Here is a 25,051-nt window from a genome sequence, read left to right on the forward strand (position 1 = left end):
GGCCTCGAGTGGAAGCCAGTGGTTCCGGCACGCTAGACTTGATCACGAGCTGGTGGCCGCAACTCGGGCCAACCGGTGTTGCGTTGGTGGTCCAAGGAAAGACGCCCCGCTTCCTGCGGGGAGATGCAGGTGCAAGGCCTGCCCGGCGCTCGAGTGTGGGGCCCGTCCGCAAGCGCGGACGGGCCCTGCGGCTTTCTCGGCTCACGGCCCGGGGCCAGGCCCGGCCCTGTAGGGATGTCGCCGACGCTGTGAGGCACTACATCCCCGGCACCAGCGAGGCACTGCACGCACGCCGACTTTTGTTCCCGGACCCGTACGGCTCAGGCTTTGGCCACGCTTGAACCGGCCGGGAGGCAGCCCAACGGCAGACCGGTGACAGGCTGTTCACACCCGGGCGGCTCGCTGGCCGCGTGCGGCGGCCGCGCGCAAGGCGTAGATCTCCAGGGAGCGCCAGCGGTCAGGAAGAGCGATGGGCCGTCACCAGAAGGGTGGCGGCGCAACGAGGCCCAGCGGCCGGCGAGGGCAGGAGGTCCACGTCGATGCCGGCGAACCCGGCCTCGCCCAGGAGCTTCACCCACACATGTTGCTGAAGCACCCAGCGACGCATCGTGGTCTCCGTCCCCTCGGGGGTCCGCGCCGGGATGTCGGCAGCCACGACGTCAGGCTGCGCGGGCAGGCCGCTTAGACAGTGCGCCAGGGTGGAGAACACCAAACGGCCACCCGGGCGCAGAGCAGCTGCGGTTGCTGGCAGCAGCGAACGCGGGTCGGTGAAGTCGACGGCGCCGAAAAGACGCTGTACAGCACGTCGTAGGTGTCAGGATGCGCTGTCAGATGACGTACGGCGTCGGCTGAGGCAATGCGCAGCCGCGGTGCGAGGTGGCCGAACAGCGTGGCAGGCCTGTCGTACTGGGCGGGTGAGCCGTCGACGGCGACGACGCCGGCGGGGAGGTGGTGAACCGCCAGATGGGCGGCGTGCCGGGCAGATCCGGCCCCCAGGTCGCCGACGATGCGGCCCGTCAGATGGCCGAGGGCCTCCGAGCCGGGACCGCCGTCTTGACTGCAGGTCCAGTGGAAGGTTTGCGGGACGGCGCGATCGCGTTCGGCGCGGACGCGACCGTAGTGGTGCGAGAGATCTGCGGTACTCGTCACTGCCTCATCCTGGTGGCGACGGCCGGCCGGGTGGCAGCTCCCGGGGAATCTCACCTCGAAGGACACTTGACGGCCAGGCCGCCCGCCAAGGAGGACCCGATGCACCGCCGCCCGCTGCGCACCGCCACAGCGACCGCCGGGCCTGTGGTCCTGGTGCTCGGCGTGGACCAGACACCAGCCGCCGCTCCGCCACCGACCGGTAGGGTCGCTGGACGCCCGCATGGCCACTGTCCATGACCCTGTACGACCACGGCACGTTGCCACTCTGGAGGTCATGCCGACCTCCCCGCCGCGGAGGAAAGCTGTCCGCGCCATCCTGGTGGACGGCGACGATCGCGTCCCTGTCGGCCGGCTCGTCTCCGCAGGCAGCCCTTGGGCCACACCACCAGGAGGAACCAGTGTCATATCCGCAAGTGCTCACCCCTGAGGAGAAGCTCGCCGAGGCGAAGAAGCTGTTGAGCCTCCCGCGTATCGTCGTGATCTGCGGTTCCACCCGCTTCATGACCGAGATGACCGAGGCCGATCTGCGGGAGACCAAAGCCGGAAAGATTGTCGTCAAGCCGGGCTGTGACATGAAGTCGCCGCACGCACTCTGGTCCGGTCCTGTCGAGGCCGAGGCGCTGAAGGTTCGACTCGACGATCTGCACCGGGCGAAGATCCGGCTTGCTGATGAGGTGCTCGTAGTCGGCGGCTACATCGGAGACAGCACCCGAGCCGAAATCGCCTACGCCCGGTCGCTGGGCAAGCCCGTGCGGTTCACGCACCCCGAAGTCGACCCTGACGCCTGACCGCCTGCTGCTACCACGAGAACCACGACCGGCAGCCCGCCGCCTGAGGGTCTCGCGGTGGCTTCGGCCGTCGACCACCTCCAGGCATCCTTTGGAATCGATCATTCAGGGACACTGCCGCGTGTTGGCTGCTGTGAAGGCGGTGCAACACCCGGAGCTGGTGCGGCCGATATTTCACCGCCGCAGCCCCTCTCGTCGGGTCTCGTCGGGCTTCCCAGTGCACCACCGCCTTGGCGGTGCTGATCGCGGGTTCGCGCCGCACACATCTGCGCAGTGAGTGGCAGGCGATCCTGGCGAGCAGCGATGCCCCGGACGCAGGGCTGACCCCAAGGCAGCGTCACCGCCTGGCCCGCGGATTTCTCCTCGCCGCCCTGCTCATCCGTCGGCCTGACCTGTCGGGATGGCTGGGCCCCTAGCGACTGGGTCATCGCATCTCCGTCACGCTCCAACAGCCTTGTCGCCACCGGCGTTGGCGCGCATGTTCTCTACATTCAGCACGCCGATGGCCTTCACGCCCTGCTCACCGAGGGCCGGGGCTGGTGTGCGGGATCGCCATGCGCCTGTTCCTCAACTGGCTTCGTCGCGTGCGCGGCATCGAACTCGCGGCTGCGCGCAGTGACTCCGAGGGTCCTTAAAGCACTCATCCTCGCCCGCGCAGTGGGCCGCAGAGCGCGGCCGACGCGCGAGGCCTGCAGTCACTCCGCCCCAGAAGCCGAAAGAATGTTCCATTTGTAAGGGGTGGCGGGTTAAGGTCACGTTCTGCTGATCTTGTATGGAGGTGCCCCGGATGGATGCCACCAGCCACGCTCGTCGAGGCCGCCCTCCGGGCCCGCGGACCGCCGCGGGCGAGCTGACGGAGCGCCAGGCCGCGATCGTCCGCTACATCACGGAGTTCGTCGGCCGGCAGGGCTATCCGCCGTCGATGCGGGAAATCGGCGCAGCCGTGGATCTCGCCAGCACCTCCTCGGTCGCCCACCAACTGATGGCGCTCGAGAGCAAGGGCGTTCTCTACCGCGACCCGCACCGTCCTCGCGCCTACCGGGTCAGGCCCTCATGGGCACCCGACTTGAACAACCGCGGTGAGGCGCCCGTCGACGTACCGCTCGTCGGCCGGATCGCCGCCGGCGCGCCGCTTCTCGCCGAGGAGATGGTCGAGGACGTGTACTCCTTGCCCCGCCAAGTCGTGGGCGACGGGGACCTGTTCGCCCTGACGGTGTCCGGGGACTCCATGATCGACGCGGCGATCTGCGACGGCGACATCGTGACCGTCAGGCGCCAGGACAGCGCCGACCACGGCGACATCGTCGCCGCGCTGCTGGACGACGAAGCAACCGTCAAGGTGCTGCGGCGGAGAGAAGAGGACGGGAGGGTGTGGCTCATGCCCCGCAATCCCGCCTATGCGCCGATCCCGGGCGACCAGGCGCAGATCCTCGGCAAGGTCGTCGGCGTCCTGCGCCTGCTCTGATCACCCACACAAGACGGCGGCTGCCCAGCAGCGGACCGACAGCCTGGCCGAACGCAGCCCAGCCAACGGTGTCTGACGGGATACCTGTCAACGCCCGTGATGTCAGGAAGACGTCAGGCGGAAAAGGTGGCCAGCCGGTCCCAGAGTACCCGCCAGTCCATCGCCGGGCTGATGGTCCGGTCTGGCCGCGCCGAGTTCCAGGGCCGGCTCTTCCTTGCAACCAGGTCGCCGCGCGGAAATTCCGGTGGAACTGTTGTGGCACGTTCTGACCCGGCCACTGCGGCGCGGGGCGGGTGGCAGCCCAGTTCGTTCCAGCGATGTCCGCTCGCTGCGAGTGCTGTGCCACACACCATGGATCCGTTCGCGCGGGCGTTTTCCCGCTCCGTCGCACCCGAGCCGAACTCCGCCAGGCCGAACCCGACGGCACCGCGCCTCACGACGTTCTGGCCCTGAAGGGTCAGCAGCGCCGCGAAGCGGAAGTCCCGGGCTTCGAAGGCGAGATCGGACACGGCCAGCATCAACACGTCGATGATGAACACCGCAGTGGACGTCATGGCACAGGTCCAGGTCGCGGCTACCGCCGGAGAAGATGCCCCTCACCGACCTATGATGCGATCCCGGCCCTCCACCTCCCTGGAGAAGACGCATGACGAATGCGAGCACCGGCAAGGTGGTCGTGAACAGGGTGATGTCCCTCGACGGGTTCATCGCCGGTCCCGGCCACACGATGGACTGGATCTTCGAGCACATGACGTCGGCGACGTTCCCGGAAGTCATGGCGGCCACGGGCGCCATGCTCATCGGCCGGGGCACGTACGAGGTCGGCAAGCGCATGTCCGACGAGAACACCGGCTACGACGGCGGGGCGCAGTTCGTCCTCACCCACCGCCCGCCCGACGAGCCGGACCCCAACGTCACCTTCCTCACCTGCGACGTCCAGGAAGCCGTGGCCACGGCACGCCGCGCCGCCGGCGACAAGAACCTGGAGATCCTCGGCGCCGACGTGGCCGCCCAGTGCCTGCAACGCGGCCTCGTCGACGAGATCCTGGTGTACGTGCTGCCGGTGCTGTTGGGCGACGGCGTCCGCTTCGCGCCGCCAGGCCTCGACCGGATCGACCTGGAACCGTTCAGCAACGTCCAGTCGGGCGGGGTCACCATGCTGCGCTTCCACGTGCGCAAATAGGCGCGGTCGCAACTACTGGCCTGCTGTCATGGCCCTCATCCCGTGGGGCAAGTCGCCCCCAGCGCGGCGCCCGAGGCCGCTCGGATCGCGGCGCCGTGGTCGTGGCGGAAGTGGGCCAAACTCGAAGGACGAAGGCCGTGGCGTCGTTACCCGGACTGCGTTTCTGCTTGGCGGGGCTCAGCATGTAGTCAGCGGACCGGGTCACTACGATTCTGATCATCGGGTCTGTCCTTCGTGGATACCCCGGCCTTCAGGCCGGGGAGGAATCGAAGCTCTGGCGGAGCAGGGCAGGGGAAGCCGGTTCGCCGCCCAGGCGGACCGGCGTGCGCCGTCTGCCGGCCGACTCCCTTTGTCCACACGGAAATTGATACGCTGTGAGGTGTGGCGGAGCAGGTCAAGCGGGCGTTCAAGTACCGCTTTTACCCCACCGGCGTGCAGGCGGCTGAGTTGTCGCGCACGTTCGGCTGTGTCCGCCTCGTCTACAACAAGGCCTTGGAGGAGCGCACGCGGGCCTGGTACGGCGAGCAGCGCCGCATCTCCTACGTGCAGTCCTCCGCCGCGTTGACGCAGTGGAAGAAGACCGAGGAACTCGCTTTTCTGGCGGAGGTGTCCTCGGTTCCGTTGCAGCAGGCGCTGCGCCATTTGCAGACGGCGTTCGGGAACTTCTTCGCCAAGCGTGCGAAGTACCCGCGCTACAAGTCCCGTAAGAAGTCGCGGGCGTCGGCCGAGTACACGCGTAGTGCCTTCACCTGGCGCGACGGACAGCTGACCTTGGCGAAGATGGCCGGCCCTTTGGACATCCGCTGGTCGCGCCCCCTGCCCGAGGGGACGGAGCCGAGCACGGTGACGGTGTCCCGAGACGCGGCGGGTCGCTGGTTCGTGTCCCTGCTGTGCCAGGACACCATCGCCCCGGCCCCCGCCACCACGAACGCGGTGGGCCTGGACGCCGGGATCACCTCCCTGGTGACCCTGTCCACCGGCGAGAAGGTCGCCAATCCCCGGCACGAACGGCGTGACCGTGCCCGCCTGGCGAAGGCGCAGCGGGAGTTGTCGCGCAAGGCGAAGGGTTCGGCGAACCGGGAGAAGGCCCGCCGTAAGGTGGCCCGGGTGCATGCGCGGATCGCCGACCGGCGCCGCGATGTTCTGCACAAGCTGTCGACTCGACTCGTCCGCGAGAATCAAACGGTCGTGATCGAGGACCTGAGCGTGCGCAACCTGCTGAAGAACGGCACGCTCGCACGCGCCATCAGTGATGCGGCCTGGACGGACCTGCGCTCCCTGCTGGAGTACAAGTGCGCCTGGTACGGGCGTGAACTTCTGGTGATCGACCGATTCTTTCCCAGCAGCAAGCTGTGTGGGAACTGCGGGACGGTCGCGGCGAAGATGCCGCTGAACGTCCGCGTGTGGACGTGCGTGTGCGGCGCGGTGCATGACCGCGACGTGAATGCGGCACGCAACATTTTGGCCGCCGGGCTGGCGGCGTCTGCCTGTGGAGACGGTGTAAGACCTCAACGGGAGTCCTCCCGGACGGGGCGGTCGTCGGTGAAGCAGGAACCCCAGCGGGCGACCGCTGGAATCCCCCGCCTTTAGGCGGGGGAGGAAGTCAAGTGGAGAGAGACGGCCCTGCAGGCCTTTCCCGATGTCGGCTTCCGGGAGCCGGTTCATGACGCCGAACTCGCCGCGGCCGAGCGACGGTTGGGCCGTGAGCTCCCCGCAGAGCTGCGGCACATGCTCCTGGAGAGCAACGGGGTGATCGGACCAACTTCGGTCGACACCGTCTGGGCACTCGACCAGATCGTCGAGCGGAACCGTCTCTTCTGGTCCGACCCGTCCTTTGCCCAGTTGTATATGCCGTTTGATGCCCTGTTGTTCTTCGGAGACAACGGGGGTGGTGATCATTTCGCCTTCGTGCAGAGACCGCAGCGTCCCGACATCTTCGTGTGGGAGCACGCGAGCGACAGCAGACGGTGGGTGGCCGGCGACCTGCGGGACTACCTCATGCGCTCGCTTCGCGAAGGTGGCGACGACTGGTATCAGCTGTAGTCGCCGGGATCGACTCGTGCTCTTCGCGGTGTCGCGCAGGTGCTGTATCTGGTCCGGCGCGAGACGGCGGACGTCCCAGATGAGGCCGGTCACGTCGACGACGGCCTGCGACGGGGACGCCGTGCGGTCCTGCAGCTTGAGGCCGCTCAGTGTGGCCAGGTCGTCGGCGCGTATGCCTAGCACGATGGCGTAGTCGACCAGGAGATCGCGTGTCAGCTCTATCCGGCCGTGGCCGACCGGCGTGGTGCGGGAGGCCGCGCTGCGGGCCCTCGCGGATGGCGTGGATCCGTGCCCGCACTGCCGACCCGACTCGCACATCGACCGATGATGAGGCGCTCTTTCGAGGCTTGTGGGCTGCCTTCTTCGCTGCTGGAGCCATTTTGCCTGTATCCGCTGCTTCCTCCTTCGCCCCGATCCCGCCCGAGGTGGCCGTCTGGTCGAGTTCTGCGGCCATCTCGTTGACCGCATTGCTCAGGCAGGGGGGGCGGGAGGGCTGGCAGGGCGACATAGAAGGACTTTGCTTCAGTCGGAGATGGGCCGGTACTCCTCGGCACGCCTGCACGCCGATAGCCTCTCGGCACCCCTGCGAGGTGGTCGCAGTTCCCTTTCTGGCTCATGCGCCTCGTATCCCATGGTGGTCGCGTCGACTATCGGAACTGATGCAGATAAACACGCATGAAATGACCGTTTTACGTGACTCTTTCTGGCAAAGTCGCTGCGTGTTCAGGGGTGCGTCAGGTGAGGCGCCCCAAGCGTCAATTGACCAGGGAAATGCCATGAGTGACGCAGGAGGCTTCTCCGGCCGGAACGCAGACCGGAGTACGGATCCCGGTGAGCCTGATGGGCCCGGTCGGCACCCTGCTCACCGTCGTCGTCACCGTCGTCGTCTTCTTCTTCGGCAAGCCCTCCACCGCAGGAGGCAACGCAGCCGCCTGCTTGCCGGTCTTGAGGCAGTGCCCTGTCCCGGCCCTGCCCCCGTGGAGCGGGTCAACCCTGGTCGGCAACACGTGGCGCGGCACCACACGACACCCGCCCATCGGCCCCGGGGAAGGGGGCGGTATCGCGGCCATCCCGCCCGCATGGACCGGCCACGTTGCGCATCCCACCGCCGAGACCAGGCGGGGGAGCCACCATGCCCCACCCCCGCAGGCCGCGGCGACGGCCCGGCAGGACGTCTCACCCCTCCTGCGATCGTGCCTGACGTTCTCGGCTGGGCCTGTGGCACAGCCTGAGCAGCGCGCCGATGGCGCGGGACCGTTCACCACCCGGCTCACCTGGCGCCCGCCCGGCGGCGGCACCGCCGTGTGGGAGTCGCGGCTGGCCCGCCGGCGCGGAGTACTGGCTCTGCGTCCCCACGGTGCGGCGGCCGCTCGGCACATCCGTGCGGACGCCGTTGCCATCGCCCGTCTGAACAGACTCAACGTCATCGCGGCGATCGCTTTCGTCATCGGCGGGGCCCTTTTCGCCGCCGGTGCGGCCGTCGCCCAGTTCGGCTCTGGCGATGCCACCGAGTGCGCCTCGATCTACTTCGCGGGCGGCCTCTTCTTCAGTACCGGCGGGTACGTGTCACTGCTCCAGGTGATCAATGCGCCCCGCCACGAGGGCGGCGGCGAAGGCCGGCTGGTCACCGGCGGCTGGCGGTGGTGGAGTTACGAGCCGATGCGGGTGGACTGGCTGAGCACGTTCGTCCTGTTCGCGGGCACACTCGTCTTCGCCGTCGACTTGCTGGATTCCTTCCTGCAGGGTCTGAACGCCCATCAGGTCAACCGGCTGATCTGGGTGCCCGATGTGATCGGTTGCGCCCTGTTCCTGGTCTCCGGCCACTTGGGCTTCGTTGAGGTCTGCCATGGTCGGCCCTGTTTGCGCCCGCGCAGCCTCGGCTGGTGGATCGTCGCCGTGAATCAGTTCGGCTCCGGCCTCTTCATGATTTCCGCGCTCGCTGCCTACACTCGCCCCGCCACCGACAGCCTCGTCAACGCCGACATCGCCAACTGGGGCACCCTGACCGGCGCCCTGTGTTTCTCCCTCGCAGGGCTCCTCCAACTCGGCGAACACCCGTAGCTGGTGCTGTTGCGCGTCGGCGAGACGCCGGTGTGAGCAGTCCGTACGCCGACAGCTGTGCCGGTTGCTGTGGCGACATGACGAGGCCGCCCGCCGGTTTCCCCCGTGGCGGGCGGCTCGTGGTCTTGAGCGTCCAGAGATCGAAGTCGGCGGCGGTACGGATTCTTTACAGGAGAAGTAACCGCAGCCTGCGCACCTGAACAGGGGCCACCGTAGCGGGGTGGCCCGCGGGCGGGCATCTGAATTACACCGGAGTGCGAGCTTGAGTTGACCTTCTTCGCTGCGTGTCTGCCCCTGGATGATCGAGACCGTCACGTAGGCGACGCCTGTGATCGCCCTCTCTCTGAGCTGAGCGGCAAATGGTTTCGGAACACCGGTGAGGCGAATCCTCGTTCTGCCGTGTTTCCCAACTCGTTCTTCACAGAGCGCAGCGATCAACCAGGAGTTTCCACTACGCCGGCGGCCGTGCCTGTCGGCCGTCCGTCGCCACCAGTCGGCGGATCGTGTCCATGTCCAGAGCCGGGTTCGCAGCTGCAGGGTGGGCCAACTCCTCGTCGTTGAGGAGTACTGCCAGCCGGGACTGCGGAAGGTTCGGGTGGCGCGTCGCCGCAAACCTCACGTCAGGGTCCGGGTCCTGGGTGAGCCGCTCTATGGCTTCCGGCTCAGTTTCGGGGTCGCGTGTAGCCAAGGCCCGGACCTCGGGGTCCTCGTGGTCGGCGAAGGCGGCCAGTCCGTCGGTCGGAAAGTTCGGCCGGGTGGTGAGGTGGCTGCGCTCGGGTCCGGTGTACTCGAGGAAGCTGCGCAGCAGAAGCGGCGCGGGAGCGTCTGGATGGTTCTGGGCCAGCAGGACGCGCACGCCGAGGTCGTCGTCGGCGGCCAGGCGCACTACAAGGTCCGGTGGCAGCAGATGGTCCCTGGCTGCTTGCCGGCGCAGCAGTGGGTGGTTGGAGAGCGCGTTCCGGCGGGTGGTCCCGGGATCCCGCGGCACCTCGGGCGCAGGGTGGAAGAGGAAGAGATGGTCCATGGGGACCTGGTAGTCGATCCGGTCCCGTTCCTCCTCGCTCAATGCTGGGTGGACGGATACGGCCAGCCGCACGTTGGGGTCGGGATCCGTCGCGAGTACGCGGCGCTCTGCCGGTCCCAAGTCCGCGCGGTACGCGACCTTCGTGCGCACGTCCGGGTCTGGATCGCCGACGAGTGCGCGGCGCTCGGCGGGTCTGAGGTCTGCGTGCTGCGCGATCAGGCTCCGTATCTCCGGAATCGGATCGGCGGCCAGGAGGACCACTGCGTCGGGAGGGAGGGTGGGGTTGACGGCGATCATCGCCTTGTCCTCTTCGCCGGCCGGACTGGCGAGGACGCTGTGCACTACGCCTGTGCTGAGGGCGTGGTGGAGCAGCATGTCCGAGCGGGCGTGGCACGGTCGGTCAGGGAGCGCGCTCTCCACCCACGCCGGATCCTGGTGGCGCGCATGCCGCTGCGCTGTCTCCCGGACCGTGTCGTCGGGGTCGCTCAGCAGGGCGGCACGTGTCTCCGCGGACAGGACCGTCCACCTGCCGACCCCCCAGCGGCGGACCTTCGCGACCGGATGCGTGGGCATGGATCGGCGTAGCCCGGTGGAGATCTGCCGGTAGAAGAAACCGCCCAGGAATTCGTCGTCATACGTGCTGATCATGTGGACGACGGCCTCGTCGGGCAAAGGTCTGGGCGAGGCGGGGGCAGCCGCTCGGGGTCCGTCGGCGAGGTGGGCGCGGACGAACCAGTCGGGATCGTCCAGCAGTCGAACTCGCTGGGCCGGATCAACATAGGGGTTACGCGCGAAGAAGCTGCGGGTGTAGGCGTCAGGATGCTCGATCACCGCGTCGACGACGGCGTCGGGCAGGATGCGGTCCCGGCACAGCACCATCCGTACTGCGAGCGGACCGACGGCGAGCAGCTGCAGCAGGATGCTCTCCGGCGCGGACGGGTTGAGAGCCAGCCCGGCGAGCCGACGTGTGGGGAGATCAGCGTCCGCCCAAATCCGCTCAGGCGTCCGCATGTTTGTGCCCCCGAGGTGTCAACCGGCCTATTGGCTCTCCCTGTCCGCGATCTTAGCCGCCTTACTCGGATACGACCTGTCAGGAGGGTCCGATGAGTGCGCAGCCCCGAGGAAGCCCCCGCCGCGTCGGCCCCCGCCCAGCTGCTTCAGGAGTTGCGCGCCGACCGGTGCGCCGACGCATGGGTGCCCGCTTTCGAGCAGGACTGGGCACGCAGTCGTACGCACCTGGCGGTCTCGCCTCATCTCCGCCCCGGCTGTCGACGCATTCCTCGCGGGCCGGAGCGACGACTCCGACGGCATCGATCTGGACCAGGTCCTCGGAGCCTGTACGTGAGCGACGCCGGGCTGCCCTGGCTCGCCCGCCTGTCGCCCCAAGCGGCAGGCACAGCCAAGGAGTTGACCGACCACGCACGCGAGATACTGAGGGATGTTTCCCGCCCTTCAATTCCCGCGACCCTGAAGGCGAGGCTGTCCGCTCCGCCTCGGTCGGACAGCTCACTGTTGTCTACTGGATCAACCGATCGGCCGGACACCTGTATCGGCTGAGTCAGACGATGGCCACGGCATCGGCCCCTACGTCCATGAGTTTTCGGCCGACCGGCAGGGCCGCTGCCTGACCATGTGCCCTCGGCCAGGAGGCAGCTGATCGGCTGCCCTATCCTCCTGCTGTGGCGAACTGGCGGTCTCTCGGCAAGGCGTTCTGGGCTGTGGACGGGGCCTTGGGCGGGCAGCGGCGTCCGACTCGGACGCAGAAATGGGCCGCCCGGCACCCGATCGGCCTCGGTTTCTGCGTGGCCATTCCCTTGACGCTCCTCCTGCTGATGCTGTCGCGTGAGGAGGAGCCCGACGATCCAGTATTCGCGGTGTTCGCCGGGCTGGCTATGGGACTCGTCTTCGCGCTCTCTGCCGTTTTGGAGCGACTTCGGCAGCGCCGGCTCAGGCGTTTGGGAATGTGGGACGGATCGTGAGGCGCCCGGTGGGTGGAAGGGGTTTTGGCTCTGGCTCAATTTCCATGATCGCGTGGCTGTGAGTGACACCGGCTGGGTAGGCAGCGAAGGCCTTTCCAAATGCGTGTGCTGCCCGGGTGTCGACCGAGAGCTGCTGACGAGCGAGTCTCAGTCAGCAAGGTCTCTCGCTTTGTAGCTGGCCAGCCCCAGGGCAAGCAGGGGCGGCACGAGTGCGTTGAGATACCAGGCCATGTCCGTGAGGCCCGCGGCTCCGGAGAGGCCCCGCCGGTCGATCGTCGGGATGAAGGAACAGTGCGATCGGCCAGCATAAAGAAGTAGTTGGCCACCGGTTTCCGCAGTTGAGTGATAGATGCAGACCCCGACGTGGTGGTCGACGTTGGTCGGTGAATCAACCAAGGCCAGGACCTCAGCTGCCCGGTCGGTTGAAGTCGACTGCCAGTTGAACAGGTCGTCGTTGTTGACCACGTAGGAGATGCCGAGCGGTTCCTGCAGCGACCATCCCTCACCGGTCAGAGTTCGCACCACGGCGCCTGCGGTGACGGGGCATGCGAACACGAGATCGATGTCGGCGGTCCTGGACATTCGCGGCTCCTGCGGTGGGGTTGATCGTTGTCGGAAGCGTTGCACGTGTTGGCATCCGTCATGGAGCGAGGAGCCCTCGTAACCTCAGGAGTGCGAAGCCTGCTGGGGTCGCGATCGATGCCGGCGGCGAGGGTGTGTGGAGACCGGGCAGGTGGTCCTGGCGGACTGCGACGAGCCACTCGGTCAGCCGTTGGCCCTGCCGCTCGGTGAGGATCTGGGCGAAGGAGCGGACATGTCCGGCGAGGGCTTCCAGTTCGGGACGGCCGTTTCTCCGGATCAATCCCGGCACCTGCTCAACGAACGTCCGTCGCCTGGACGAAGCGACGGGGCAGGCAAAGCGACGGCCCCGAAGGCGAAGCACCACCAGCGCCCTGCGCTGGGGACATCCGCAGGAAACCGCAGCTAGTAGGGCTTGGTCAGGTTCGTAGTGGTGTGGGTATGTCGCGGTGGCAGGTGGGGCAGGCGCCGGTCCAGGTGGCGAGGAGGGTCTGCAGGTCGCGGACCACTTGGTAGAGGCTCAGGCCTGCGCGGTGTCTTTTGGGTCTGGTGCCAGTCGTTGCAGGGTGCAGAAGGCGTGGGCGGCGGAGACGAGAGTGACGTGGTGGTGCCATCCGTTGAAGGTGCGGCCTTCGAAGTGGGCCAGTCCCAGGGCCTGTTTCATCTCGCGGTAGTCGTGTTCGATGCGCCAGCGGAGCTTGGCCAGCCGCACCAGTGTGGCCAGTGGCATGCCGGAGGGCAGGTTCGAGAGCCAGAACTGGACCGGCTCGGGCTCGGTCGCGGGCCATTCCGCCAGCAGCCACCGCACGGGTAGTTCAGGATCGTCGGTGGCCTGGCGGATGCCGCGGCCGGCCGGGCGGATCCGCAGGGCGACGAACCGCGAGTACATGCGCTTGAAGCCACTGATCCCCTTGCCCGGCCGGGAGCCTTCGCGCCACGACACCGGCCTCGCGGCCGCCTTCCCGGCGGCGATGACCAGGTCTTTCATGGTCTGCGCAGGCTCGGGGTACTGCATTTTGGGTGGCCGGCCGGTGCCCGCATAGTCGGGCTGGACGGGTTGGGCGTGGGCGGGCTGGGCGGTATGGCGCGAGGAAATGCCCACTGCGTAGGGTTGCTTGCGTTCCTCCAGGCCCAGCCGGAAGGCGGCGGCATCGCCGTATCCGGCGTCCGCGACGACCAGGGGAACGTCGATGCCCCACGACCGGGTCTCGTCGATCATGTCCAGGGCCAGCTGCCACTTCTCCACATGCCCCACCTGGGCGGGAATTCCGCACCGGCCGCGGCGGGCGATCTTGTCCGGGTCGGCATCCGGCGCGTCGGGGTCCCAGGATGCGGGCAGGAACAGCCGCCAGTTGACGGCTGCAGAGGCGCGGTCGTTGGCCAGGTGCAGCGAGACGCCCACCTGGCAGTTGGTGATCTTGCCTGCGGTGCCGGTGTACTGCCGCGACACACCCGCCGAGGCATCCCCGTCTTTGAGGAAGCCGGTGTCGTCGACGACCAGCGCCTCGGGGCTGATCGCCTCGTGCATTCTCCAGGCCAGCCGGGCCCGCACGTGCGCGGGATCCCACGGGCTGGAGGTGATGAAGTGCGCCAGCGCCTGCCGGTTGCCGTCCTCGCCCAGACGGGCCGCCATCGGTTCCACCGACTTGCGCTGCCCGTCCAGCAGCAACCCGCGCACATACGCCTGCCCCCACCGCCGCTGATCCGCACGGAAGAACCCGTCGAACAACTCCGCCGCGAACGCCTCCAAGTCCCCCCGGACCGAGGCCATCTCCTCAGGTGTCACACCCCGCCAACGACACTCACCCAGCATGAGACACGCATGCACGAGTGAAGATGACCAAGCCCTACTAGGAGCTATGAACCCGGATCAACCAGTTTTCATGAACCGTGGCTCAGCGTGCGCAGGTCGCGGAAATTGAGCCAGAGGCCGAGAACGGACGGCAGATGTTGACCATTTCGGGAGGCACCAACTCATCGCCTCTGTTCCATTGCGGCAGTTCACGAGAGTTAGCCCCGGCGCTCTCTGCCAGTCGGCTAGAAGAGACCGGCGCGCATGTGGTCCGTGAGGTTCTCCAGGATCTCGCGCAGCCACGGTCTGCGGACGGCCGGCAACCTGACCAACGTGTGTTGGAAGGTTCCCGGGTCGGTCCGAAACAGGTGGTGGGGACGTGGCGCGGGCGGGTCGTCGCGGAGAACGCCGTCGGGCATGGTTCCTGACGCGGGGGAGTGGAGGTGTGGCTGGGGGAAGGCCATCCACATCCACACCCCGAACGGCAGCGGCACCGGGTATGCCGATGCGGCCGGGCCGACCGAGCTCCAGACTTCCCCCGTCTGTGGGTGGGTCGGCACGATGACGATGTCGGCGTCGGTATCGGGGGCGGGCAGTCCGGGTCCGGTCAGGACGGCACGCCGGGCCTGCTGGACTGCGGGCAGCAGGGCGTCGAGGGCGCGTTGAAACACTTCCGCGACCAGGCCGTGCGGAACAGTCACCGGCCTGCCGTCCGAGGCGGCCAGCAGGTGGGCCAGCGCCCGGCCGGCTGCCGCCTCCCATTGCGGGTTCCATGACCACCAGTGGCTCAGCCCGAGCAGCGAGCCCCATCTCGTGAGCGGCACGCTCGGGGGCGTGACCTTCCCCTCCACCAATAGTTGCGCCCAGGAGAGGATCGCGGTGTCGGTCTCATCGACTTGAAGGCGGTGCACGGCGTCCGGCGCCAGCCAGACCGCCTGCCACAGCGAGCAGTCGTCGATGCGGCTCGCCACGGGGAGGCCGCACGCCTCGCAAGCCATATTGGGGCCGTCCCCCCAGTCGAGGCCGCAGCAGTAGCCGCCGGCCTGCTCCGGAACGAGCACGGTGCCGTGAGTATCCCCGGGGGCGATGACGATCGTGCCCGGTGGGCCACCGGACACGGCGTAGACCGGAGCGTAGATGCCGCGGGCCGCCGCCTCGTCCGGATCGATCTCCTCCCACCTCCGCCACGGGTGCCCCCAGGACTCCGGTTCCACGGCAAAAGTGCCCGACTCCATGAGAACCGGGAGCTGAACCCCGTTCCCGTACTTCTGATAGGCGTGGGCCGGCAGCTCTACCTGCGACAGCGGGTTGGTCAGCCGGGCGCCACACCCAGCACACACAAAAACGAACAAATGCCCTCCGCTTGCTGAACGGGGGCATCATCGCAGTCCCGTGGCGGACCGGCCAACGTGTTTTTTATCCGCCGAGCGGGACGCGGACCGCCGCGATGGGAAGCGTCACCGTTCGCATCATCGATGTGCCGCGTGCCTTCCGACGTCGCGCAGATCTGCTGCCCGTTCCCGTGGGCAAAGCCGCACCGGGTGAGGACGAAGCGAGCAGGTCATCCGGAGCGGTGGCCCGGGTGTGTATCTGCTGCCGGGTGGGGAGGCGGGTGTCGGCGGCAGCGCGCCAACGCCGACACGAGCGTGCCTTGTCGAGGCTCACGCGGCCACGGTGCAGCCTGGGCTGCTGGGTGCGCGGGAACGGGCTACTGCCTATAATCGAACGCGTGCACGATTCAAGCCCGTCGAAGCTGGTCCTGCTCCGTTTCCTGGAGCGGGTGCAGGAGCGGGATCTCGCCCGTACCCGGCGGTGGATCGTCGATGAGGAGCGTCGCGAGGCCGAACGCCGGCGCAGTATCGAGGCTCGGCCGCCGGTGCCGGACTGGCCGATCGAACAGAGCATCGGCCATCACGCGCCGCCGGTCTATGTACATGTCGGCGGGTGTCACATGGCGGGCAAGCGGTCCAAGGGCGTCCCACCGGAGCAGGCTGTACGGGCGCTCGCGGACGGCGTGGATCCATGCCCGCACTGCCGCCCGGACACCGACCTCGGCTACATCGACGGGTGATCAGGCGCTCTTGCGGGGCTTGCGGGCTGCCTTCTTCGCCGGTGCCCTTTTGCCGGCGGTCTTCTTGGCCGCGGTGTTCTTCGCGGCGGGCTTCTTCTTCGGCAGCTGGTGCACGTCGGCGTCCTCGCCCCGGGATGCCTGCGCCTTCTGCACGGACTCCTGCAAGGCGGCCATCAGGTCCAGTACCTGCCCGGGCTGCTCCGGCTCTGCCGCCCTGGGCAGGGGCTTGTCTGCGCGCTTGGCCTCGATGACTTCGGCGAGGGCCTCGGTGTAGTGGTCGCGGAAGTCGGGGCCGGTGAGGTCGTCGACGGCCATGGTGTCCAGCAGGGCGAGCGCGCCCTCGATCTCGTCGTCCGTCAGCTCGACCGTGGGCGGGTCGACGACGGACGGGTCGCGGACCTCGTCCGGCCAGCGCATCGCATGCAGCACGATCACGTCGTCCTTCACGCGCAGCAGGCCCAGCCTCTCCCTGCCGGACCAGGCGTACTTGGCGATCGCCACCTGTGACGACCTGCCCAGGGCCTGTACGAGCAGCTTGTACGGCTTGGCCGCCACTGCCCCGTCCGGGGCGAGGTAGTAGCCCTCGCCGATCCGGATCGGATCAATGCCGGCCAGCGGTACGAACGCGGCGATCTCGATGGCCTTGGCCGTCGGCAGCGGCAGATTGCTCAGGTCCGCGTCCGTGACCGGCACGACCTGGTCGCGGGCGTACTCGTAGCCTTTGCCGATCTCCGACTGCGTGACCTCGCGGTCCTCCAGCTCGCATACCTTGCGCACCCGGACCCGGCCCATGTCCTGCAGGTGGTACTGGTGGAACTGGATGCTGTGGTTCTCGGTGGCCGACTGCACATGAATGGGCACCGTGACCAGGCCGAAGGAGATGGCGCCGCTCCAGATGGTTCGGGGCATGGGGGACCTCCGCGACAGCCCCGAGTGGCACCAGGCTATGGGCAGAGGGAGCGTTGTGCAGATGTGCCGGTGCTGTAGCGCGCCGGCCAGGCTGGTGCGAGCAGTCCGTGGGGGTTGTGCCGGTTGCTGTGGCGATACGACGAGGCCGCCCGCCGGTTTCCCCCGTGGCGGGCAGCTCGCGGTCTTGAGCGTCCAGAGATCGAAGTCGGCGGCGGTACGGATTCTTTGGAAGAGAAGTAACCGCAGCCTGCGCACCTGAACGGGGTTCACCCTAGCGGCGCGGCCCCCGTCCGGGCATCTCAATTACACGCTGCTCGCTGGCCCGCCGAGCGTACCCGCAGGGTTCTCTTCGAGGCGCGGACGCAGGCGAATGTGCCGGGCTGCCCCTGCCGCAGCTGCCGTCGGCTCCGGCTCCTGCTCCGGCATGCAGCGCCGCAGTCGCAGGCGCTGAGGACATGCACTCACGTGGCGACGTTGCGGGCGGCGGGCAGCAGCCTGAGTCCGACGCGGATCCGGCGAGTGCGCGCCAGCATGGTGGCCGCCTGGACGAGCCCACCGCGGTAGCCGAGGTCTTCAACGACCCGCAGTTCGTCGAAGACGTAGGCGTAGGCGCAGGCATCGGCTTCGTGCGCGAAGGCGACGAGGTCGGGCTGGGGGATGGCGCGGGGGAGGAGGACGCCCATCGTGCCGAAGACTTCCTGCGGACTTACGAGCGGTCTTCTTGGTAGTGCCCTGCGGGATCGGTGCTAGGCGCAGTGCGCTGAGGTACGTCCACCGCGGTGGCGGTGCGGTCACGGGTGTCGGCGGCGGGAGCGATGAGGATGGCGGAGGCGACGAACACCAGAACCACCACCATGGCCGAGCGCAGTCCGTAGTGGTCGCCCAGGAATCCGAGCGCGGGTGGCCCCACGAGGAAGGCGATGTAGCCGATGATGGCGACCAGCGAGACGCGGGCGGTCTGGTCGGGGCCGGAGTCGCCTGCCGCGGAGAGGGCCACCGGGAAGCCGAGGGAGGCCCCAAGTCCCCAGAAGAGTACGGCCGTCGCCGCTACGACAGCGTTATCGGAGAAGATGACCAGGAGGAGTCCGACAGCGCCGGAGATGGCGCTCGCGCGGACGACGGCGGCTCGCCCGAAGCGGTTGAGAAAGAATGTGCCGCTGAAGCGTCCCAGGGTCATCGCTGCCGCGAACCCCACGAAGACGAGCGAGCCCATCGCGGCGTCGAGGCCGTGGCCGTCGACCATGAGCAGCGGCAGCCAGTCGTTGGCGGCGCCCTCGGCCAGCGCCATGGCCAGCACGATGGCGCCGATCAGCAGCAGCTTGCGGTCCCTCCACACCTGCGGCTTCGCTCGTTGCGCCGGACCTGAGTCCGGGCTCGGGCCAGGCGTCGATGGGGCGGCGCTGACGCCGATCCCGGCGGGAACGGCACGCAGGGCGTGGACCAGCATTCCCGTGGCGATGAGAGCGACCACGGTCAGGTGCCAGGGGACGGGAAACGCGGCGGCGGTGGCCGCCATTCCGGCCGCACCCCCGATGACCGTGCCCAGGCTGAAGCAGCCGTGCAGCGTGGGCAGCACCGCGGTCCCGGTGATGTGCTCCACGTCGGCACCGTCCACATTGACCGCTACTTCGCCACCGCCCATGCCCGCGCCGAACAGGCACAGTCCTGCGGTGACCAGGGGCGCGGACGGCACGGCGCTGCCCACCGCCATGACGAGCGTGCCCGCGATGATCAGCAGAGTGCCGAGCGCGATGACCGGCCGGGTGCCGAACCGGGACACGCAACGGCCGGAACACAGGATGCCGATCATGGAACCGACGGACAGCCCGAACAGGACCAGCCCCATCTGCCCGGTGGACAAGCCGAGTTGATCGCGGACATCGGGGGTGCGCGTGACCCAGGACGACAGGGCGATGCCGGGAAGAAAGAACAAGAGGTACAAAGCCTGACGGCGTCGGCGTACGGCGCGGTCTGTCACGGAGAACTCCGCTGGGTTCGGAGGAGGCGTTCGCAAGGCGATACGTCGGATCGCTCGCGAGTATGGGCACACTCGGCCGACGATCGACAAGAAGGGCGGACGGTCGGCTGGATCCGGAGGCGCGCCTGACCGCCCCGCCGGGCTCCGGCGGGGAAGAGGTGCTGGTCGGCCGTCACCGTGCGGGTCACCGGTGACGGTCCCCCGGCACAGGGGCCGTCACCGGTCGAGGAAGGATTTCACTCAGGCAAGGGTGCAGGCGGACGCCGCCGCCCCGGGGGCGCGTCAGCTTTTGGGGCCGAACATGTAGGCGTTGGAGACGTCGATGAGTGCGGCGCCCTGGTAGGTGGGATAGCGCTCGGTGATGGCTTTCTTGTAGGCGTCGCCGTCGTCGCCGAGCAGTTCACGGCCGGCATTGACGTAGTCGGTGAGCTCGGCCCAGACGGCGGGGGTGGTCGGTTCGCCGTGGCCGGGCAGGATCGTGTCGTAGTCGGTCTCGGCGGCGAAGCGGTCGATGTTGGCCTGCCAGCCGTCGAAGTCCTTGTCCAGGAACCACAGGTGGGTGCGGTTGTAGACGATGTCCTGGGCGACCAGGACGCCCTGCTCGGGCAGCTTGATGACGAGGGTGGTGTGGATCTCGCCGCCGGTGACCTTCTCGAACACGAAGGGGACGCCGTCGATGACCTCGGTGCCGGGGGTGATTTCCACGGTCGGGGTCATGTCGGCGAGCGGGATCGGGGTGCCGGTGGGCAGGTCGGTCTTGGCGCCCACGGCGACGATCTCCGCGATGGTCTCCGGCAGGGCGTGCATGGGGACGCCGAAGCGGGCCGCGCCCTGGTAGTGGTCCGGGTGTGCATGGCTGATGACGAGGCGGTCGAGCGGCTTGCCGAGCTGCTTGGCATAGGCGACGACCTCGTCGGCGTAGGCCAGGACGAACTGCGCGTCGACGGCGATGATCCGCGACGGCGTCTCGATCAGCTGCGTGTTGACGTCCAGGCCGTCCTCGGGTGCGGCGTAGCTGTGGACGCGGACCGGGCCCTTGTCGATGACCGTGAAGGTGCCGTGCATGGGTCTGCTCCTGTCGATGTGCGAGGGAGGGGGTGGGGGAGGGGCGGGACCATTGGCGTCCGGGGCAATGGCAGGCCATGGGCCGCAGCGGACACGGTTGGCTTTCACGCCACGGGCGGGCCGCCCCTGGGAACATCTCCATACTGCGGCGGAACACAGTCTCCGGCGAGATACGCTGCGGTCTCGTGATGGTCCACAGGCGACAAGCGCCCCAGAAGTCCACTCGGCAGGAGCGGGGCCTTCCGAAGGTGGTCTTCCAGCCTCCGGCCGGATCCCCGGCAGGCCTGGAGGTGATGACCCTGGCCGACTTCCGCGACCGCACCCGTGACTGGCCCTGGCACATCGCCACACCGCATCGGCAGGACTTCCACGCCCTGCTGCTGGTCACCTCGGGCACGCTGCGCCACCGCGTCGACTTCACCGGGTACGTACTGCCGCCCGGCTCCTGGCTGTGGATCCGGCCCGGTCAGGTGCACCAGTGGCAGAATCCCGACCAGGCCGAGGCCATCATGATCCTTCTCCAGGAGGACTTCATCGCCGCCGAGACCGCGGAACTGGCCGGCCTCGGCACCGCCACTGCTCCGATGCCCCTGTACAGCCCCGACCCTGCGGAGACGCCCGCGCTGGCAGCCGCGGCCGAACAACTGGCCGCGGAATTCTCCCAGCCGGACCGCTATCCGCCGCCGGTCCACACCGCCCTGCTGCACCGCCTGCTCGACGTGGTACTCCTACGCCTCGCCAACCTGCAGCAGCACGGCCAGGCCACGGAATCCGCCCCCGAGCCCTTCCTGCGGTTCCGCGACGCCGTCGAACGAGGCTTCTCCCGCACCCACCGCATCGACGACTACGCCCGCGAGCTCGGCTACTCCACCCGCACCCTCACCCGCGCCACCCAGACCGCGACGGGCCTCAGCGCAAAGGACTACCTCGACCAGCGCCTTGTCCTGGAGGCCAAGCGCCTCCTTGCCCACGGCACCGATCCCGCTGCCACCATCGCCGCCCACCTCGGGTTCACCAGCGCCACCCACTTCGGCAAGTTCTTCCAACGCCACACCGGTCACACCCCGTTGGCCTTCCGCGCCTCCCAACGCGCAGTGCCTTGATGGGAAATGGGACAGGATCAAGATGCTCAAGCGGCAGCTGTACGGTCGCGCGGGCTTCACGCTCCTGCGCAAGCGGGTACTGCCTGCCCCTGGCCTCACTGTCGGTGGCCGATGCGACGATCACCCGACAGCCAAGCGAGGAGAGAAATGGGCACCTGGGACATCGGCCCCTTCGACAATGACACCGCCGCCGACTTCGGAGGTGACCTGGACGAGGCAGCACCGGAAGAACGCGAAGCCCTGATCCGCCGCGTGCTCCAACGTGCCGCTGACTCAGCGGACTTCCTGGACACCTCCGACGGCGAGCGAGCAGTGGCCGCGGCCGCTCTGGTCGTTGCACAGCACCCAGACGGCGAACTGACGTGTTCGAACTACGGTCCGTCAGAACCGCTGCCAGAGCTGCCCGCAGACCTTCGAACGCTCGCCGTCGACGCGCTGGACCAAGTGGTCTCCGAGTGGTCTGAACTCGCCGAACTTTGGCACGATGCCGAGAACGGCCCGAAGTGGCGCCATGACATCGCCCGCCTTCGCGATGTCCTTGCCCCTCCGGTCCTTCCACAAGAGGAAGCCCTCTTCGACATCTGAGCACATCTGAGCGATCACCCATAGAGCTCGTCACACGGTCAGGACCCGGACTTGCTGAGGCGTGTCCACGCGCGCGCGGGGCGTTGGCGTTGCGCGCCCCGAAGGCGCGACGTCCTTCGGGGCACGCGCGGCAAGGATTCGGGTTCAGGCGTTGTAGCCGCCGTGGGCGGCCAGCACCGCGCCCGTGACGTACGACGCGGCGGGGCTCGCCAGGAAGGCGACCGCCGCGGCGATTTCGTCGGGGTGCCCCATACGCTGCAGGGACAGCGAGCTGACCAGGGCCTTGAGGGTCTCGGCGTCCGGCGGCTGCATACCGCCCTCCATCAGTCCGGCCTCCACGACGTTGGCCGTGATGTTCCGGGGCCCGAGGTCGCGTGCGGCGCCCTTGGTGTACCTCTCGATCCCGGAGCGGCGCGACCACGACGTCCTGGATGGCGTACACCGGGTGGGAACGGACATGTTCAACCTTCCTGTCCCAGGGGCCTGTTCGGCGTACGGGCGACGCTGGGGCGGGGGCGGCCGGCCGGAGCGGTCGGGTGTGGCGGCGGCCCGGAAGCCAGGGCACTCACTGGCGGGCGGGAGTACGGCGGTCTCGGCGACGAGTCCCGGCTCAGTCAAGGTGGTGCACGACGTGCCAGCACGGACCGAACTGAACGGTGAGTCCCAGGTTCCTCACCTGCTCAAGCAGGGCGCCGTCCCACCCGGCACCGACCGGGGAAAGGGCACCGCCCAGTACGTGTTGGTCCGAGCTGCTCGTAGCCTGCGCCGAGAATGACGTACTCGTCGTCGCCGACCCTGAGCAACCGCACGCGCACGGCGGCAGGGCCTGAGTGTGCGGGCAGCCCTCGGGCGCGGTGCGTCTGCGCGCGGCGCCCCTGCCCCGGGCCGCCCCAGACAGCCAAACTTGATCACCAATTGGGGGACGGCCTTGTCTGGCAGCAGATGAAATCAGTTGCCGCGGAACCCGCGAACTCGGTGAGGATGGTCCATGGACGGTGCAACAGACGATGTGAACCAGGCGATCGCGGGCGAGTTGCAGCTCATGGATCCGCGTGTGCGCGCCTCGCGGGAACGAGCCGCGCAGCTTCTCGACCCGGAGTTCGTGGAGGTCGGCGGGTCGGGGCGGCGATGGACGTGTGAGGAGATACTCGCCGAACTGGCTGACCATGCGGGCAGTTCGGCGGATGGTCCTCGCTATGAACCCTCGGAGATCTCGGGGGTGCTGCTCGCGCCGGGCCTGGTGCACCTGACGTTCGAGACCATGCTCGGCGAACGCAGGACCAGACACAGCTCGATCTGGCGCAAGGGGGACCAAGCCGCAGGCTGGCAAATGTATTACCACCAGGCCACACGAGTGCCGCCCGGAGTGGACTGAGACCACCGGCACTTCGCCGACGACCACGACACCTTGCCGACAACCGTCCCGCCGGAACGCCACCGGTAGGGCATCGTCGTCATCCTTCGTCCGCAGCGTGAACGTCGCCTTACGGGGTGGACGTTCGGGGGCAACATCATCGAGACCGGCACCGATTCTGCCTACCTCCTGGCCGATTCCCGCGTCCGCGCCGAACAGCGAGGAGCCGCAGCGGTCGCCGCAGGCGGACGACGACGGTGCACTCCGAAGCTCAACCTCATGACCAGACGGCTCAGGCGCGGCGGCCTTCGCTCCGACCGGTCGAAGAAGGGGCTCATCCCCTGTTTTGCGGTGGCTTCCAAGTGCGAGCACCGGTGTCCATCTACGCAGTGCCGACGCGACGCTCACGCCAAAAACGACAAAGGGCCCTGACGGCGCCGAACGCGGCGCCTGTCCAGACGACGGCCTCCGCGACCGTTCCGGGCAGTGACGTGGTGAGGTACTCGCCAGGTGGCAGCACCACCATCTGCACTCCAGCCCCGGTCGGAACGATCAAGGCGGCGATCAGCCCGGTCATACCCGGCTGCCTGGCGAGTGCGCCCACCGTGCCAAGAACGAGTCCCAACGGCATCCCCACAAGCAACCACGCAATCATGTCCGTGCCCGCGTCCCATAGATAGACGTCCGTGACGTAGTACGACACGGTGGCCGCCACCAGCGCCAACAGCCCACCCAACGCCCCACGGACAGGAGCCCCGGCCATCCAACCGACCGCCACTGCCAGAGCAGCCCATGACCACCCGGCGTCGAGCAAGAGACTGAGCACTTTGCTGGTCGTGGCCAAGTCGGTCCCCGCCACGCGGGCGCCGATCTCCCCATAGGGCGAAGACAGGACGTTGGCGAGCGACGTAAGCGCTCCGAACAGCACCCCAGCCACGACCCCACCTACCGTGATCTTCATATGGGGAGCGTATCCAAGCGCTCGTCTGCTTAGAAGTCATCTCATTTGGCGAGTCTGCGGTAGCAGATGAGGGTGCAGGCGATGCTGGTGAAGGCGAGGAAGTGATCGGCTTTGCGCTCGTAGCGTCGGTGCAGTCTGCGGCATCCGGCGAGCCAGGACATTGTGCGTTCTATGGTCCAGCGGTGGCGGCCCAGGCGGGTCGGGGACTCGATGCCTCTGCGGGCGATGCGGTGCCGGATGCCGCGTCCGCGTAACCATCGGCGCAGGTGGTCGTAGTCGTATCCCTTGTCGGCGTGGAGTTTGGCCGGCCTGCGCCGTCGGGGTCCGCGCCGGGAGCGGATCGGCGGTATCCCCTTCACCAGCGGGATCAGCGCCTGGCTGTCGTGCAGGTTCGCCCCGGAGATCCCGACGGACAGGGGCAGACCGGTCCGCTCGGTGATCAGGTGGATCTTCGAGCCGTACTTGCCCCGATCCACAGGATTCGGACCTGTCAGTTCCCCCTTTTCAGCGCTCGCATGTTCACCGAGTCGATCGCACAGCGGGACCAGTCCAACTCACCGCGGGAGCCGAGTTCGTCGAGGACCAGGCGGTGGAGCTTGGCCCACACCCGGGCCTTCGACCACTCGGCAAAGCGCCGGTGAGCCGTTGCTCCCGACGGACCGAACGACGCGGACGGCAACTGGTGCCACGTACAGCCCGACGTGGCCACGAACACGATTGCCGCCAGTACCTCCCGGTCACCGTGCCGACGTCGGCCGCCACCCTGAGGCCGCGACGGAGCCTCGGGCACCACACGCTGGAACAACTCCCACAACTCATCCGGCACCAGCCGCTCAACGATCGAAACCACGACCGACAGGCTACCTAGCCAAATGAGATGACGTCTTAGAAGCTGTTGTCTTTCCAGACTTGAGGACTGCGTTTCCGCTGGTCGGGCATAGGGTCGGCTATCCCGTGGGAGT

At 68.1% G+C, this 25,051-nt stretch carries 23 protein-coding genes and 3 pseudogenes; 13 read left to right on the plus strand and 13 right to left on the minus strand.

The annotated features are described in order from the left end of the window. Positions 1-457 precede the first annotated feature (457 nt). Positions 458-1,149 (minus strand): annotated as a pseudogene (locus OG381_RS44950) (class I SAM-dependent methyltransferase). 398 nt (positions 1,150-1,547) lie between these two features. On the opposite strand from OG381_RS44950, the gene OG381_RS44955 reads away from it, so the two are divergent. Both OG381_RS44955 and lexA read left to right on the plus strand, forming a co-directional pair. Further along, positions 1,548-1,937 carry a hypothetical protein gene (locus OG381_RS44955; RefSeq protein WP_327722720.1) on the plus strand — a complete coding sequence of 130 codons (390 nt, stop codon included), beginning with the start codon at positions 1,548-1,550 and terminating at the stop codon, positions 1,935-1,937. A gap of 787 nt (positions 1,938-2,724) precedes the next feature. Next, positions 2,725-3,402, plus strand: a complete 678-nt coding sequence (gene lexA / locus OG381_RS44960; RefSeq protein ID WP_327721773.1) for a transcriptional repressor LexA — start codon at positions 2,725-2,727, stop codon at positions 3,400-3,402. 113 nt (positions 3,403-3,515) lie between these two features. Here the strand turns inward: lexA and OG381_RS44965 are convergent, their stop codons facing one another. Continuing rightward, positions 3,516-3,956 carry a hypothetical protein gene (locus tag OG381_RS44965; protein ID WP_327721774.1) on the minus strand — a complete coding sequence of 147 codons (441 nt, stop codon included), beginning with the start codon at positions 3,954-3,956 and terminating at the stop codon, positions 3,516-3,518. Positions 3,957-4,048: 92 nt separating this feature from the next. Here OG381_RS44965 and OG381_RS44970 point away from each other — a divergent pair, with 92 nt between their 5' ends. The 5 genes from OG381_RS44970 (at position 4,049) to OG381_RS44985 (ending at position 8,689) form a co-directional block, all read left to right on the plus strand. After that, positions 4,049-4,585 carry a dihydrofolate reductase family protein gene (locus OG381_RS44970; protein WP_327721775.1) on the plus strand — a complete coding sequence of 179 codons (537 nt, stop codon included), beginning with the start codon at positions 4,049-4,051 and terminating at the stop codon, positions 4,583-4,585. A 381-nt stretch (positions 4,586-4,966) separates the two neighbouring features. Continuing rightward, positions 4,967-6,175 (plus strand): RNA-guided endonuclease InsQ/TnpB family protein, encoded by a 1,209-nt coding sequence (locus OG381_RS44975; protein ID WP_327721776.1) that lies wholly within the window; start codon positions 4,967-4,969, stop codon positions 6,173-6,175. Between the two features lie 33 nt (positions 6,176-6,208). Beyond that, positions 6,209-6,628: an SMI1/KNR4 family protein gene (locus OG381_RS44980; protein ID WP_327722721.1), complete on the plus strand. Its 420-nt coding sequence runs from the start codon at positions 6,209-6,211 to the stop codon at positions 6,626-6,628. A gap of 244 nt (positions 6,629-6,872) precedes the next feature. Beyond that, entirely contained in the window at positions 6,873-6,956 is an 84-nt protein-coding gene (locus OG381_RS49750; protein ID WP_443062069.1) for a DUF6233 domain-containing protein, read from the plus strand. Between the two features lie 890 nt (positions 6,957-7,846). Continuing rightward, complete coding sequence (locus OG381_RS44985) at positions 7,847-8,689, plus strand: hypothetical protein (protein ID WP_327721777.1); 843 nt, start codon at positions 7,847-7,849, stop codon at positions 8,687-8,689. Positions 8,690-9,140: 451 nt separating this feature from the next. Here the strand turns inward: OG381_RS44985 and OG381_RS44990 are convergent, their stop codons facing one another. Further along, positions 9,141-10,724, minus strand: a complete 1,584-nt coding sequence (locus tag OG381_RS44990; RefSeq protein WP_327721778.1) for a hypothetical protein — start codon at positions 10,722-10,724, stop codon at positions 9,141-9,143. 668 nt (positions 10,725-11,392) lie between these two features. Here OG381_RS44990 and OG381_RS44995 point away from each other — a divergent pair. Next, positions 11,393-11,692 carry a hypothetical protein gene (locus OG381_RS44995; protein WP_327721779.1) on the plus strand — a complete coding sequence of 100 codons (300 nt, stop codon included), beginning with the start codon at positions 11,393-11,395 and terminating at the stop codon, positions 11,690-11,692. A 147-nt stretch (positions 11,693-11,839) separates the two neighbouring features. Here OG381_RS44995 and OG381_RS45000 read toward each other — a convergent pair whose 3' ends face one another. From OG381_RS45000 to OG381_RS45010, 3 genes are all read right to left on the minus strand, one after another. Then, on the minus strand, positions 11,840-12,274 hold the full coding sequence (locus tag OG381_RS45000) for a hypothetical protein (RefSeq protein ID WP_327721780.1): 435 nt from the start codon (positions 12,272-12,274) through the stop codon (positions 11,840-11,842). Between the two features lie 517 nt (positions 12,275-12,791). After that, entirely contained in the window at positions 12,792-14,057 is a 1,266-nt protein-coding gene (locus tag OG381_RS45005; RefSeq protein ID WP_443061992.1) for an IS701 family transposase, read from the minus strand. A 251-nt stretch (positions 14,058-14,308) separates the two neighbouring features. Beyond that, entirely contained in the window at positions 14,309-15,415 is a 1,107-nt protein-coding gene (locus tag OG381_RS45010; RefSeq protein WP_327721782.1) for a hypothetical protein, read from the minus strand. Positions 15,416-15,792: 377 nt separating this feature from the next. On the opposite strand from OG381_RS45010, the gene OG381_RS45015 reads away from it, so the two are divergent. Further along, positions 15,793-16,134, plus strand: a complete 342-nt coding sequence (locus OG381_RS45015; protein ID WP_327721783.1) for a DUF6233 domain-containing protein — start codon at positions 15,793-15,795, stop codon at positions 16,132-16,134. Here the strand turns inward: OG381_RS45015 and ku are convergent, their stop codons facing one another. The 4 genes from ku to OG381_RS45035 form a co-directional block, all read right to left on the minus strand. Beyond that, positions 16,135-17,043, minus strand: a complete 909-nt coding sequence (gene ku, locus OG381_RS45020) for a non-homologous end joining protein Ku (RefSeq protein ID WP_327721784.1) — start codon at positions 17,041-17,043, stop codon at positions 16,135-16,137. A 461-nt stretch (positions 17,044-17,504) separates the two neighbouring features. Continuing rightward, positions 17,505-17,726, minus strand: coding sequence for a hypothetical protein (locus OG381_RS45025; protein WP_327721785.1), 222 nt, complete (start codon positions 17,724-17,726; stop codon positions 17,505-17,507). A gap of 23 nt (positions 17,727-17,749) precedes the next feature. After that, on the minus strand, positions 17,750-19,021 hold the full coding sequence (locus OG381_RS45030; protein ID WP_327721786.1) for an MFS transporter: 1,272 nt from the start codon (positions 19,019-19,021) through the stop codon (positions 17,750-17,752). A 282-nt stretch (positions 19,022-19,303) separates the two neighbouring features. Beyond that, positions 19,304-20,086, minus strand: a complete 783-nt coding sequence (locus tag OG381_RS45035) for an MBL fold metallo-hydrolase (RefSeq protein WP_327721787.1) — start codon at positions 20,084-20,086, stop codon at positions 19,304-19,306. Between the two features lie 293 nt (positions 20,087-20,379). On the opposite strand from OG381_RS45035, the gene OG381_RS45040 reads away from it, so the two are divergent. Together OG381_RS45040 and OG381_RS45045 are read left to right on the plus strand one after the other, a co-directional pair. Then, positions 20,380-21,189: a helix-turn-helix domain-containing protein gene (locus tag OG381_RS45040; RefSeq protein ID WP_327721788.1), complete on the plus strand. Its 810-nt coding sequence runs from the start codon at positions 20,380-20,382 to the stop codon at positions 21,187-21,189. A 147-nt stretch (positions 21,190-21,336) separates the two neighbouring features. Then, positions 21,337-21,774, plus strand: a complete 438-nt coding sequence (locus tag OG381_RS45045) for a DUF4259 domain-containing protein (protein WP_327721789.1) — start codon at positions 21,337-21,339, stop codon at positions 21,772-21,774. A 144-nt stretch (positions 21,775-21,918) separates the two neighbouring features. Here OG381_RS45045 and OG381_RS45050 read toward each other — a convergent pair. Then, positions 21,919-22,185: pseudogene (locus tag OG381_RS45050) on the minus strand (SDR family oxidoreductase); the annotation flags it as partial. Between the two features lie 577 nt (positions 22,186-22,762). Here OG381_RS45050 and OG381_RS45055 point away from each other — a divergent pair. Both OG381_RS45055 and OG381_RS49755 read left to right on the plus strand, forming a co-directional pair. Continuing rightward, a complete protein-coding gene (locus tag OG381_RS45055; protein WP_327721791.1) occupies positions 22,763-23,149 on the plus strand; it encodes a nuclear transport factor 2 family protein in 387 nt (128 codons plus the stop codon). Positions 23,150-23,269: 120 nt separating this feature from the next. Further along, positions 23,270-23,356: pseudogene (locus OG381_RS49755) on the plus strand (IS21-like element helper ATPase IstB); the annotation flags it as partial. Between the two features lie 154 nt (positions 23,357-23,510). Here OG381_RS49755 and OG381_RS45060 read toward each other — a convergent pair. Together OG381_RS45060 and OG381_RS45065 are read right to left on the minus strand one after the other, a co-directional pair. Beyond that, positions 23,511-24,089 (minus strand): hypothetical protein, encoded by a 579-nt coding sequence (locus OG381_RS45060; RefSeq protein ID WP_327721792.1) that lies wholly within the window; start codon positions 24,087-24,089, stop codon positions 23,511-23,513. A 41-nt stretch (positions 24,090-24,130) separates the two neighbouring features. Continuing rightward, positions 24,131-24,930 (minus strand): IS5 family transposase gene (locus OG381_RS45065; RefSeq protein ID WP_327722723.1). Its coding sequence is split into 2 segments (ribosomal slippage): positions 24,131-24,582 and positions 24,582-24,930, totalling 801 coding nucleotides; the frame shifts between segments, so codons are not numbered across the junction. Positions 24,931-25,051 lie beyond the last annotated feature (121 nt).

Origin of the sequence: Streptomyces sp. NBC_00490 (genome assembly GCF_036013645.1) — a bacterium.
GTDB lineage: Bacteria > Actinomycetota > Actinomycetes > Streptomycetales > Streptomycetaceae > Streptomyces > Streptomyces canus_F.

Bases quoted from the DNA above. Each gene is read 5' to 3' on its own strand.
- lexA (WP_327721773.1), top strand. From the start codon at position 2,725: ATGGATGCCACCAGCCACGCTCGTCGAGGCCGCCCTCCGGGCCCGCGG.
- OG381_RS44965 (WP_327721774.1), bottom strand. From the start codon at position 3,956: ATGACGTCCACTGCGGTGTTCATCATCGACGTGTTGATGCTGGCCGTG.
- OG381_RS44970 (WP_327721775.1), top strand. From the start codon at position 4,049: ATGACGAATGCGAGCACCGGCAAGGTGGTCGTGAACAGGGTGATGTCC.
- OG381_RS44990 (WP_327721778.1), bottom strand. From the start codon at position 10,724: ATGCGGACGCCTGAGCGGATTTGGGCGGACGCTGATCTCCCCACACGT.
- OG381_RS45000 (WP_327721780.1), bottom strand. From the start codon at position 12,274: ATGTCCAGGACCGCCGACATCGATCTCGTGTTCGCATGCCCCGTCACC.
- ku (WP_327721784.1), bottom strand. From the start codon at position 17,043: ATGCCCCGAACCATCTGGAGCGGCGCCATCTCCTTCGGCCTGGTCACG.
- OG381_RS45025 (WP_327721785.1), bottom strand. From the start codon at position 17,726: ATGGGCGTCCTCCTCCCCCGCGCCATCCCCCAGCCCGACCTCGTCGCC.
- OG381_RS45035 (WP_327721787.1), bottom strand. From the start codon at position 20,086: ATGCACGGCACCTTCACGGTCATCGACAAGGGCCCGGTCCGCGTCCAC.
- OG381_RS45040 (WP_327721788.1), top strand. From the start codon at position 20,380: ATGACCCTGGCCGACTTCCGCGACCGCACCCGTGACTGGCCCTGGCAC.
- OG381_RS45045 (WP_327721789.1), top strand. From the start codon at position 21,337: ATGGGCACCTGGGACATCGGCCCCTTCGACAATGACACCGCCGCCGAC.
- OG381_RS45055 (WP_327721791.1), top strand. From the start codon at position 22,763: ATGGACGGTGCAACAGACGATGTGAACCAGGCGATCGCGGGCGAGTTG.
- OG381_RS45060 (WP_327721792.1), bottom strand. From the start codon at position 24,089: ATGAAGATCACGGTAGGTGGGGTCGTGGCTGGGGTGCTGTTCGGAGCG.